Below are 11,777 nucleotides of genomic sequence, written 5' to 3'. Positions count from 1 at the left end.
TCTCAAGATGCAAGAACTCGATCCCGCTACGCTCGAAGCCCTCCGTCAGGTCAGCACGGCCACGCTCACCACCCAGCTGTTCAAGCGAGGCTTGCGCAACACGTTCATGCAGGGCGTCGCGCCGCTGGCGGGTCATAGCGGTCCCAACCTCGTCGGGCCGGCGTTCACGCTGCGCAATATCCCGTCGCGCGAGGACATCGACGTCCTCGAACTGTTTGCGAACCCCGAGTACGCACAGCGCAAATGCGTCGAAACGATCCCCGCCGGACACGTCCTCGTGCAAGACTGCCGCGGCGAGCGCAGCAGCGCGTCGTTCGGTTCGATCCTGACGCAGCGTCTGCAGGTGCGCGGCGTCGCCGGCATGGTCTCGGACGGCCCGGTGCGCGACAGCACGACGATTGCCGCGCTCGGCCTGCCAGTGTTCTGCGCCGGTGCAAGCGCGCCGCCGAATCTGATCCGCCATCATGCGATCGATATCAACGTGCCGATCGGCTGCGGCGGTGTTGCGGTGTTTCCCGGTGACGTGATCGTCGGAGATGCCGACGGCATTGTGGTGATTCCGCGCGAAATGGCCGCGGACGTTGCCAAGGCCGCCGCGGAACAGGAACTGCAGGAGGAGTTTCTGACCGGGCGAATTCGCGACGGTGCGCCGCTGCCGGGTACCTACCCGCCGAACGACGCGACGAAGGCCGCGTACGAGGCGTGGAAAAAGACGCGTCAGGTTTGAGAGCGAGGCAGCGCTGCATCGGCTGGCAGCGCAAAACTCTTTCCGGATGTTTCTCGGCGTCACCACACGCTTAGGACCGGGGCATAGGCGCGACATCCGCGTGGATACCACCACGTAATGTCCGGCGCCCGCACGCCCTATTGCAGCGGCGGGTTCATCTCACGAACGACGCGGGCCACTGCCAAGCTCGCGCTCTATCCGGACCCACCTGGCGCCGGCGACAAACCGGCGCCATCAACGCCTTAGTCCTTCCCGCGCTGCGGCCCCACCCCATGTACCAGCATTGCCACCGCGTGGCGGGCGATGTCGTCGGAGCTCAAACTGCGTCGCACCGGATCGTTGCGCCACATCTTCGAGGTGGCGAGCGGCAGGATGGTCAATCCCAGCAGCGTCAGAAACACCAGCGAAGGTTCAAGATCCGGGTTGAGACGCCCCTCCTTTTGCCACTGCTCGATCCGCGCCACCGAGGCCTTGTGATGGGTATGGCCGAAACGCTCGTGCATGCGCTGCCGCAACAGACCACCTTCGCTGATCACTTCGCGCACCCATAACGGCGGAAACCACGGATTCTGTTCGGCGATTTGCACGAAGCCTCGCGCAACCTGCGTAATTGCGGCCACCGGGTCGTCGGAATTGGCTTCGAACGCACCACCGATCGCCGTGCGCAGCGGCAGAAAACGTTCGTCGATCAGCACGTCGAGCAACTGGTCGCGGGTCTTGAAGTAGTAATGGACCATCGCCGGCGTGAAACCGGCCTCCCGTGCAATGGCGCCAAGTGTCGTATCGACGATGCCCTGACGCGCAAACAGGTTCAGCGCCGCGTCGAGCAGACGGGCACGCTGCTCCGGGCCGCGCGCGCTGCCGCTCGGCCGACCGGGCCGGCGCGTGGCGGCCTGTTCCACGACCGGTTCTGTTGACGCCTCTTTGGCCGCGAGCTCATCGGCTGGTGCAGTACTCATTTCCTTTCCATTTGACCAATTGTGAGATATCGCATATATTAATCTCCGAATTAATTAATTTCAACACACCCGACACGTTCGATAGGTCCCCATCACATGGATCATCCTGCCACTACTCCTGCCGAACTCGCGAGCGGCCCGGAACATCCGCCGATTCGCCTCCTGTTCCCGGCCCTGCTGCTGGTGATGCTGCTTGCTGCGCTCGATCAGACTATCGTGTCGACGGCGTTGCCCACCATAGTCGGTGAGCTCGGCGGCCTCAACAACCTGTCGTGGGTCGTCACGGCTTACCTGTTGACCTCCACCATCGTCGTGCCGCTGTACGGCAAATTCGGCGACCTGTTCGGCCGCAAGATCGTGCTGCAGGCGGCTATCGTCCTGTTCCTCGTCGGCTCCGCACTGTGCGGCCTCGCGCAGAACATGACCCAGCTGATCGTGTTGCGCGCGCTGCAGGGTCTCGGCGGCGGCGGCCTGCTGGTGGTGACCATGGCGGCCATCGCCGACGTAATCCCGCCCGCCGATCGTGGTCGCTACCAAGGCGTGTTTGGCGGTGTATTCGGTCTGGCCACCGTCGTCGGCCCACTCCTCGGCGGTTTCCTGGTCGAGCATCTGTCATGGCGCTGGATTTTCTACATCAACCTGCCGCTCGGCGTGATCGCGCTGGCCGTCATCGGCGCAGTGTTCAAGCCGCACGCCGCACATATCAAGCACACGATCGACTACATGGGCGCTGCCTTCCTTGCCGGCGCGCTCACCTGCATCATCCTCTTCACGAGCCAGGGCGGCACAATCCTGCCGTGGACGTCGCCGCAACTGTGGTTCACCCTCGCCATGGGTCTTGTCTGCATCGCCGGCTTTATTTATGAGGAACGGGACGCGGCCGAGCCCATCATGCCGCTCGAACTCTTCAAACAGCGGACGTTTTTGCTGAGCTGCCTGATTGGCTTCATCATCGGCGTCTCGCTGTTCGGCTCGGTAACGTTCATTCCGCTGTATCTGCAGGTCGTCAAAGGCTCGACGCCTTCAGAGGCCGGCATGCAGATGCTGCCGATGATGGGCGGCCTGCTCGTGATGTCGGTCATCACCGGGCGCGTGATCAGCAAGATCGGCAAGTACCGCATGTTTCCGATCGGTGGCACGTTTCTCGTTGCTGTGGCGATGACGCTGCTCGCGCGGCTCGAAATCTCCACGCCGATTCATGTGATGTATCTCTACATGGGGCTGCTGGGTCTGGGTCTCGGCATGGTGATGCAGGTATTGATTCTCGCCGTGCAGAACACAGTGGAGTTCAAGCATATGGGCGTCGCGACATCCGGTGCCACGCTGTTTCGCTCGATCGGTGGATCGGTCGGTGTCGCGGGTTTTGGCGCGGTGTTTTCGAACGGTCTCGCAGCGCGCTTGCAAACACTGATTCCGCCCGATACCGAATTGCCCCACGCACTGGGCCCTGCAGCGATCCACCAGTTGCCTGTCGCATTGCGCGACGATTATCTGCAGGCATTTGCCGGCGCGCTGCACACGGTCTATCTGTCGGCATCATGTGTGGTCGTCCTGGCGTTCGCGCTGGCCTGGCTACTCAAAGATCACCCGCTGCGCAAGCATTGAATTCCGCCATTCGCCTGGCTGTTTACGACAACGGCCTCGCGAAGCATTTCATCCAATCAATGTTCCCCGCACGCTGCACGCTACCGGCAGCGTGCAAAAAACTCCCCATTCATTCGTTCTGCCGACAAGTGCAACGATTCGTCCCGCCATTATGTGTGTTTCGGCACACATGGTAGGTACGAACGGCGATTGACGTTCGCTCCGAAAGCTCACATATTGTTCATGGTGGCGTCGCCTGCACTTGCATCGCAGACGCTACTCTTCAGCGCATGTGGATCGTGTTTCACGCAGAGAGTGCGGACTGCCTCAAGCACGATCTGGTGCATGCCGTAGCAGCATAGCCTTTCGCAGGTGGGTCCACAGAATGTCCACCCAGACTACTCCTGGCCAAAGTTTCCCAGCGCCTTGCAAACGTTGCGGCGGCTTGCTGTATCAGCCCGCCGACCTGTGCCCGTATTGCGGCACCCGGCGTCCGATAGCCACGCCGTCGCCTCTGCGCTTCGCGGGTGTCCATGGCCTGCGCCACCCTCCCACGCAGACAGATGCTGATCTCAAGTCGGCGGCACCGGAACTGGCAACGCCGAAAGCGTCGATTCCCCCGCTCAAGCATCTTCCCCTGGGCGCGCCTGTGGGCTCGCGATGGCTGCTCACACGCGGGCTGATCGCGCTTGTCGTATTGATACTAGGTTATGGCGCTTACACACTATTCGGCGACCATCGTACTGCCCCGCCCACCTATGATGAACAGGACGCCAAATCAACGGCCGGTTCGATCGCACCTTATACGGCAGAACAGGCAGCAAACTCGCCGGCCAGCGCGGGCACCGTCAACGCATCTTTGGCACCGCCGCGAGGAGCGGCCGCACCAGTTGCCGTTCCGCACTATCGCGATCTCTCCGAGAGCTTGCGTGCAGCGCATGCGCACGAGGACGCTCACGATCTGTCGGGCGCACAGGCTGCGGTTAACGCCGCGCTTTCGATGGATTCCGGCAACGCCGACGCGCTGCAGATCCAGCATGAAATCACGCCACTCGAGCAACGGCGCGACGCGGCATTGCAGACGGCGCACGTGTGCATAAAGGATCGCCTGTGGAACTGTGTTGAGCACAGCGCCAGCGATGCGCTCGCAGTCGACAGCGGCAGTCCCGAGGCGAAGACGTTGCTGCAGCGGGCGATCGTCGAGACCGGGTGGGTGCCGCTTGGCGGCCACGCGGCACCGGCTGCGAAGACTGTCCCGTTACCCTCTCAGGTACCTCAACCGCCGCCATCCGCACGAACCGCACAGATCGTCACTGCGACGCCTGCCCCCAACAGCATCGACGCTCAGGAACGGGCCATCGCGCAATCCGGCTGGCGAACCACGCCGGCCTCAGCCGCGGCGCCGGCCCATTGAGCGAAACGCAGCCACAGAAGTCGTTAGCACCTCGAAGGACGCAAATATCTGGAAGTGCAAAACCTGACTCACCGATGCTTCACGCGGTTCGCCGCGAAGTTCATTAAAACCACAGGGATAGGCGGAGAAGACCATGCTCAAGACAATTCTGGCGGGGTGGCTCGGGCTGGTGCTGGCGTGTTCGCCCGCGCTTGCCGATAACGCTCACTACAAGATCGTCACCGGCCCCGAACGAGGCACCTACATCCAGATCGGCGCGGATCTCGCGAAATGGGTGGCCGAACCGGCCGGTATCGATCTGGAAGTCATGCCGTCGAAGGGTTCCGCGGAAAACGTCCAGCGCATGCGCTTCGAACCGGGCGTAAAACTCGCGCTGGTGCAATCCGATGTCTACCAGGCCTATGTGGATATGGCCAATGCCGGCAACCCCGACGCCGGCCAGGCGATCCGGCCCTTGCGGCTCATCATGCCGCTTTACGATGAAGAAATAAATTTCGTCGTGCGCGCCGACTCGCCTATCAAGACCATCAACGAGATCAAGGACAAGAACATCAGCGTCGGCCTGCTCGGCAGCGGTACTGCACAATCGGCTAACACCATTTATCGCCTGATGTTCGGCCAGCCGATTGCCGATCAGAACGCGCAGCATCTGAGCAACGAGGACGCCCTCGCCGCGCTGATCGTCAAGAAGATCGACGTGGCCGTCGTGGTGGTCGGTCAGCCCGCGAAGCTCTTTACCGATATGAATCCGGAACTGCTGCAACAGCTTCGCCTGCTGCGCGTCGATCCGAACGCGCCTGAAACGGCGCGCGCCAAGCAGACCTACTTTCCGGCCATCATCCACACCACGAGCTATCCGACCTGGCTGAAGGAAGATGTGCCGACTTTCACCGTCAAGGCATTTCTGGTCACGTACGATTTCGGGCTGCGCGATACGGTCAACAACCTCGATCACTTCGCGGATTCGCTGTGCACTAACTTCGACAACCTGCAGGAGCACGGTCATCCGAAGTGGAAGCAGGTGAAGATGGAGCTGCCGAGTCTCGGCAAGGGCTGGCAATACTATCCGCCTGTCGAAAGGCGTCTGCGCAGTTGCGTCGCCCGTCGTGCGGCGGCCGTGACAACTGAAGCGCCCGCGCAGACGGCGGACAAGGCGCTTCCCAAATCGAATTGCACGGATGAGGCACGGGTGTTGATGCTGTGCAAGTGAATCACACTGGCGCCTGGGCAAGATCCATCGCACGTTGCAGCGCTTCGTAGGCTTTTGGCCGGTTGCACTGCGAGACATTGAAGCGCAGGAATCCCGCCGCCGAATGCGAAGCACTAAACACGTTGCCCGGCGCCAGCACCACATTGTCGACGAGCGCGTGACGGGCGATCTCCGCGCCATCCAGGCCGCCCGGCAAACGTGCCCACACGAACATGCCGGCGCGCGGCCGGGTCCAGATATCGAGACCGGCCTGGGTCAGGCGACGGATGGTCTCGCCCATCGAATCGGCAAGCTTCGCGCGCATGCCTTCGAGATGCCGCCGATAGGTGCCGTCCACCAGCAGTCGGTGCACGACACTCGCCGCCAGTTGACCGTTACCGAACGACGTGGCGAGCTTCAGATCGATTAGCGGCTCCACCCAGTCCGCACGTGCCGCGATGAAACCGCAACGCACGGCCGCGGACAACGTCTTCGAAAAGCTGCCGATCGATACGACGCGAGCGAGTCCGTCGAACGCGGCCAGACGCGGCGCAGCCTCGTCCTCGAAGTCCGCGAAGATGTCGTCCTCCACAATCAGCAGCTTGTGCTCGCCAGCCAGCTTCAACAGACGATGCGCAACCGCGGGCGCCAACGTTGCGCCGGTGGGATTATGGATGGCCGAATTGGTCACATACAGGCGCGGGCGATGTTCGACAAGCACCCGCTCGAACGCGGCGAGATCCGGCCCGGACGGTGTGTACGGCACGCTGACGATGCGCGCGCGGTGGGCGCGCAGCAAGGCCTGGAAGTTGAAATAGCAGGGGTCGTCGATCAGCACGGTGTCGCCTGGTTCGAGCAGGAAGCGGCACACCAGATCGAGCGCGTGGGTGCCGCCGTCGGTCAGGATGATCTGCTCGGGAGGTGCGTCGACGCCATGCTGGGCGAGCCGCCACGCGAGTTGCTGGCGCAGGGCGGGCAAACCGGGCGGCGTGGCGTAATCGGCCAGCGCGGCATGCGGATCGCGCGCTACCGCGCGCAGGGCACGCCGCACGCCGTCTTCCGGCAACCACGAGGCGGGCAGCCAGCCGCAACCGGGTTTCAGCGCCTTCTGCCCGGTTTCGAGCGACTGCCGCGTGAGCCACAGAGGATCCACCTGGCGATCGAGCCGCGGCCCCAGATCGGCCAGAGCCAGCGGCGGCGCATGACCGGAGACAAAAAACCCCGAGCCGCGTCGCGCGACGATCGTACCTTCCGCCACGAGCCGGTCATATGCCTCGACGACCGTCGACTTCGACACGCCAAGCGTTTCCGTCATAGCTCGGATCGATGGGACGCGAGCGCCAGGCATCAGCGAGCGGCCGGCAATGCGTTCGCGCAAGGCGTCCATCACGACGTCGACCCGCGTGCGTGCTAAAACAACATTGTCCGGATTGTCCTTGGCGGTTTCCATCATCTGTACTGTTCCTCGATAGGTACAGTTTCTGTGAATTGTACTGCTCCGTAGCTTACCCTTTTTGCCAGACAGGAGGATGCTGACGGCTTTAGCTTGCACATGGAAATCGCAATGGAAAAGTCCAAAGACGGCCGGGCCACCAATGCTCGGGCCGCGAACGGCTGGGTTAGCGGCATGCTAGGCGTGCTGATCTTCAGCGGTTCGCTGCCGGCCACCCGCATCGCTGTGCAGGGGCTCGATCCAATCTTTCTGACCGTCGCCCGCGCGACGATTGCCGGCACGCTCGGCTTGCTCCTGCTGCTGGTGTTTCGCGAGGCGCGCCCCGCGCGTCGCGACCTGCTGCCGTTGCTGATCGTCGCGCTCGGCGTGGTGGTCGGCTTTCCGTTGCTGACCGCCCTCGCCTTGCGTCATATCACCTCGGCCCACGCGGTGGTGTTCGTCGGCCTACTGCCGCTCTCGACAGCGATCTTCGGCGTGCTGCGCGGCGGCGAGCGTCCGCAAGCGGCGTTCTGGCTATTCTCGGCGCTCGGCAGTTGCGCGGTGGTCGCCTTCGCGGTGCGCAACGGGCTCCAGGCATCGCCACTCGGCGACGCGCTGATGCTGGCGGCGATCATCGTCTGCGGACTTGGCTACGCGGAAGGCGCGCGGCTGTCGCGACACCTCGGCGGCTGGCAGGTGATTTCCTGGGCGCTCGTGCTGTCGCTGCCGCTGATGGTGCCGCTCACCTGGTGGACGTGCCCGGCCTCGTTCGACGGCGTCAGTCAGGCAGCCTGGTGGGGACTCGCGTATGTATCGCTGTTCAGCATGCTGATCGGCTTTGTGTTCTGGTATCGCGGGCTGGCTTTGGGCGGCATCGCCAGCGTCGGACAACTGCAGTTGCTGCAGCCATTCTTCGGGTTGCTGCTCGCAGGTCTCCTGCTGCACGAGCAGGTGCCGCCAGTGATGATTCTCGTCACGGTCGTCGTGGTGGCTTGCGTCGCCGGGGCGCGCCGGTTTGCCAGGGCCGCGCCCGTCCGACCAGCGGGCTAGCGGCGCTGCTTTCCTCCCCCGCGCCGCATTGCGGTATGCTCACGCGCTTGTGTTCAGAAGGAGGATCCATGAAATTTTCGACCTGTCTGGGATGCGCCGCGCTGCTCGTATCCGTCGGCGCGTATGCCCAAACCTCGCAGACGTTTAACTTCGGCGAAGGCCAGACCACGCCACACGCCGCCAATGCGCGGCCCCCGCAGCATAAGACCAAACCGAAGCACCAGGCGGCGCACCAGAAGCGCCAGCCGCCTCAAGCATCGAACGTGAATCTCTATTCGCGCGGCTGATCTGCGCGCGGGGCGGCCCCGTCACGGCCACCCCGCGGACAATTTTGCACGGCTTCAATTCCTCGTAGACCGGGGGCATAGTGATGTGTTTCCGGAGAAGCTCCGGGCCAGCAACAGGATCAGGCATGAGCACCTTCACGCAAACCCCAGCCAACACCTCGACGAACGCTTTCCCGGCCCTACAGCTGGAGGTGCGCGATGCAACGGAAAGTGACCTGCCGGCGATTCAGGCGATCTACGCGCATCACGTGCTGCACGGCGTCGCCTCATTTGAGGAGACACCGCCCTCCATCGACGATCTGCACGGCCGGCTCGCATCCGTGTTGAGCCATGGTCTGCCGTATATGGTGGCCGAGATCGACGGCGCGATTGCCGGCTATTGCTACGCAACGCCATACCGGCCGCGAGCGGCGTATCGGAACACGATCGAGGACTCGATCTATATCGACGACGCGTTTCGCGGGCGCGGCATTGGCCGTGTTCTGCTGAAGGCGTTGATCGAACGCTGCGAAACCGGACCATGGCGGCAAATGGTGGCCGTGATCGCGGACGGCGGCAGCGGCGGATCGTTGTCGCTGCATCGCAGCCTCGGCTTCGAGATGGCCGGTACGCTAAAAGCGGTCGGATTCAAACACGGGCGCTGGCTCGATACCACGCTGATGCAGCGTGCGCTGGGTGTGGGGGATAAAGCGTTGCCCGAGGATTGGCCTGACTAGACGGTAAGTACCAAGTCCATACTAGCCCGGCCAACCCGTTTGTGTTTCGCCATCGTTCCGTATCTCACTGAAAATAACCGCGGACGTTCCCCTACGCCACCGCGCTAAAATCCCCCCATGCCGAAAACGCTCCCCTCCCCGTCCCCAGCGCCCGCCGCGCCGCGCAACGAATACACCGTCGACGAACTCGCGCGCGTGACGGACAGCACCGTGCGCAACGTGCGCGCCTATCAGGACCGCGGTCTGCTCGCGCCGCCGGAGAAGCGAGGCCGGGTCGGCGTGTACGACGACACGCATGTTTCGCGGCTCAAGCTCATTAATCACCTGCTCGCGCGCGGCTACACGCTGGCCAATATCCAGGATCTGATCAAGGCCGTCGACGAAGGCCACGACCTGCGCTCGATCCTCGGTCTGGAGACGGCCATCGGCAGCCGCTGGTCGCGCGAGCGGCCCAGGAAATATTCGATGCTCGAATTGCTGCAGATGTTCGGCGACAAGGCCTCGCCTGGCGCTCTGTCCAAAGCGGTCGACCTGGGCCTGCTCGAGCGCAAGGGATTGTCGTTCGTGGCCGACAGCCCCGCCGCGCTGTCGGCCGGCGCGACCATGGCGAATGAAGGCATTCCGCTTGCCGATCTGCTCGACGCGGTACGGATCTCCCGTCCGCATTTCAATGCCGTCGCCAAGGCGATGGTCGATCTCGTGGTGCGTCAGCTCGATCGTTACGAAGCCGATGCACTGCCGCCGCCCGCCGATGTACCCGCGCTGGTCGACGCAATCTGGCGGGTGCGTCCGTTGGCCATGGTGCTGGTCGAAACCGAGATGAACCGCGCACTCGAAGACGCCGCCGGCGACTATCTCGGCGACCGCGTCGCTGCGATCATGGAAAAGCGGCTCGGTAATGCGTCTGTCGGCAAGCCGTCGGCGGCGTCTCACGCTGACGCGGACGCTCACGCCGAAACTAAAGCTGCACAGCCGACGCGCAACACAAAAGCCAAAGCAAAGAAGTAAGCCCACCCCACGCGCATAGCGCACTGCGTACCACGCACCAGACATATTCCCCGTGCGCGTCATATCCAAATCTCCATTGCTTGGTTTGCGGTATAGCACGTCCATGCGACGATCCGTTGACCGCAGCAGCAGCATCCTTCCCGCAGCATCGGCATACGATCGCGCACGCCTGTCGGGGATGGACGTGCACGGCCGCTGCCTTGACCGCACGCATGGAGAGTTTTCGAATGACACGCAACCCGAGCCGCCGCCCTCGTCTGGCTGCACCGATCGCCGCCACGTTTAGCGCATTCACCGCGCTCGCCGCATGCGCTGTGTTCGCTGCGGCGACGCTGCTTCCCACCAGCAGCGCGCTCGCGCAAGATGCTTCCAGTGCAACCGAGAAAGTCCTGCGCATCGGCTATCAGAAAGCCGGTTTGCTCGCAGTCCTCAAGGTACAAGGCTCGCTGGAGCAAAAGCTCAAGCCGCTTGGCTACAGCGTGAAGTGGTTTGAATTTCCGGCCGGTCCGCAACTGCTCGAAGCGTTGAACGCGCACAGCATCGACTTCGGCTACACGGGTTCGCCGCCACCGGTGTTCGCGCAAGCCGCGGGCGTGGGCTTCGTGTACGTGGGTGCCGAACCCGGAGGACGTCATACCGAGGCGGTCATCGTCAAGCCCGGTTCGCCGTTACAAACGGTCGCCGATCTGAAAGGCAAACGCGTCGCCCTGCAAAAGGGCTCCAGCTCGAACTTCCTGCTACTCGAAGCACTGCAGAAGGCGGGCTTGCGCTACGAAGATATTCATCCGGTGTACCTCGCCCCCGCGGACGCTCGCGCCGCATTCGAAAACGGCGACGTCGATGCATGGGTAATCTGGGATCCTTACTATGCCGCCGCGCAAGAAGCGCTCAAGGCGCGCACGCTGGCGGATTATACGAATCTCGATACGGCCTACAGCTTCTACGAGGCGACCCGTGATTTCGCCCAGCAACACCCTGATGTCATCGGTGCGGTTCTCGGTCAATTACGCTCGACGGGCCGGTGGGTCACCCAGCATCCCGAAGAAACCGCTGCACTGATTGCGCCGAAGGTCGGCCTCGATCAAAAGCTGGTCGAAACCTGGGTGCGCCGCTACCCCTACGGCACCACAGCCGTCACCGACGAAATCGTCCACTCTCAACAAGGCGTCGCCGACGCGTTCTATGGCGCCCATCTGATTCCGCAGAAGATCACCGTGCGCGACAACGTCTGGCAAAACCAGCAAGTAGCGGTGAGTCTCGCAGCGAAATAAGCGGGCCGCGGGACCGACTTCACACAGTCCCGCCGTCCCGCATCTCGCAAAAGCAAACTGTCAAAAACGTTGAATCACTAGAACTTTCGCCTTTCGCTGCGGTCCCTTCTCCGCACGCTTCCACGCGTCATTCTCCGGGT

At 63.0% G+C, this 11,777-nt stretch carries 11 protein-coding genes; 9 read left to right on the top strand and 2 right to left on the bottom strand.

Annotated elements, in window-relative coordinates; genetic code table 11:
- Nucleotides 1-7: 7 nt before the first annotated feature.
- Nucleotides 8-727, top strand: a complete 720-nt coding sequence (locus BUS06_RS31805) for a ribonuclease activity regulator RraA (protein ID WP_074268279.1) — start codon at nt 8-10, stop codon at nt 725-727.
- Between the two features lie 242 nt (nt 728-969).
- Here the strand turns inward: BUS06_RS31805 and BUS06_RS31800 are convergent, their stop codons facing one another.
- The gene (locus tag BUS06_RS31800; protein WP_074268278.1) at nt 970-1,686 is read right to left on the bottom strand and encodes a TetR/AcrR family transcriptional regulator; all 717 of its coding nucleotides are present in this window, start codon (nt 1,684-1,686) and stop codon (nt 970-972) included.
- Nucleotides 1,687-1,782: 96 nt separating this feature from the next.
- On the opposite strand from BUS06_RS31800, the gene BUS06_RS31795 reads away from it, so the two are divergent.
- From BUS06_RS31795 to BUS06_RS31785, 3 genes are all read left to right on the top strand, one after another.
- On the top strand, nt 1,783-3,291 hold the full coding sequence (locus BUS06_RS31795; protein WP_074268277.1) for an MDR family MFS transporter: 1,509 nt from the start codon (nt 1,783-1,785) through the stop codon (nt 3,289-3,291).
- Between the two features lie 364 nt (nt 3,292-3,655).
- Complete coding sequence (locus tag BUS06_RS31790; protein WP_143787692.1) at nt 3,656-4,684, top strand: zinc ribbon domain-containing protein; 1,029 nt, start codon at nt 3,656-3,658, stop codon at nt 4,682-4,684.
- A 133-nt stretch (nt 4,685-4,817) separates the two neighbouring features.
- Nucleotides 4,818-5,894: a TAXI family TRAP transporter solute-binding subunit gene (locus BUS06_RS31785; RefSeq protein WP_074268275.1), complete on the top strand. Its 1,077-nt coding sequence runs from the start codon at nt 4,818-4,820 to the stop codon at nt 5,892-5,894.
- A gap of 1 nt (nt 5,895) precedes the next feature.
- Here the strand turns inward: BUS06_RS31785 and BUS06_RS31780 are convergent, their stop codons facing one another.
- Nucleotides 5,896-7,326 (bottom strand): aminotransferase-like domain-containing protein, encoded by a 1,431-nt coding sequence (locus tag BUS06_RS31780; RefSeq protein ID WP_074268274.1) that lies wholly within the window; start codon nt 7,324-7,326, stop codon nt 5,896-5,898.
- A gap of 111 nt (nt 7,327-7,437) precedes the next feature.
- On the opposite strand from BUS06_RS31780, the gene BUS06_RS31775 reads away from it, so the two are divergent.
- From BUS06_RS31775 to BUS06_RS31755, 5 genes are all read left to right on the top strand, one after another.
- Nucleotides 7,438-8,355, top strand: a complete 918-nt coding sequence (locus BUS06_RS31775; RefSeq protein ID WP_074269411.1) for a DMT family transporter — start codon at nt 7,438-7,440, stop codon at nt 8,353-8,355.
- A 68-nt stretch (nt 8,356-8,423) separates the two neighbouring features.
- On the top strand, nt 8,424-8,642 hold the full coding sequence (locus BUS06_RS31770) for a hypothetical protein (RefSeq protein WP_074268273.1): 219 nt from the start codon (nt 8,424-8,426) through the stop codon (nt 8,640-8,642).
- Nucleotides 8,643-8,767: 125 nt separating this feature from the next.
- On the top strand, nt 8,768-9,358 hold the full coding sequence (locus BUS06_RS31765) for a GNAT family N-acetyltransferase (RefSeq protein ID WP_074268272.1): 591 nt from the start codon (nt 8,768-8,770) through the stop codon (nt 9,356-9,358).
- A gap of 117 nt (nt 9,359-9,475) precedes the next feature.
- Nucleotides 9,476-10,366: a MerR family transcriptional regulator gene (locus tag BUS06_RS31760; protein ID WP_074268271.1), complete on the top strand. Its 891-nt coding sequence runs from the start codon at nt 9,476-9,478 to the stop codon at nt 10,364-10,366.
- Nucleotides 10,367-10,593: 227 nt separating this feature from the next.
- On the top strand, nt 10,594-11,637 hold the full coding sequence (locus BUS06_RS31755; RefSeq protein ID WP_083611696.1) for a sulfonate ABC transporter substrate-binding protein: 1,044 nt from the start codon (nt 10,594-10,596) through the stop codon (nt 11,635-11,637).
- Nucleotides 11,638-11,777 lie beyond the last annotated feature (140 nt).

Source organism: Paraburkholderia phenazinium (assembly GCF_900141745.1).
Classification (GTDB): domain Bacteria; phylum Pseudomonadota; class Gammaproteobacteria; order Burkholderiales; family Burkholderiaceae; genus Paraburkholderia; species Paraburkholderia phenazinium_B.
The sequence above is the reverse complement of the archived record's forward strand: the minus strand, read 5'-3'. Positions and strand labels throughout refer to the sequence as shown.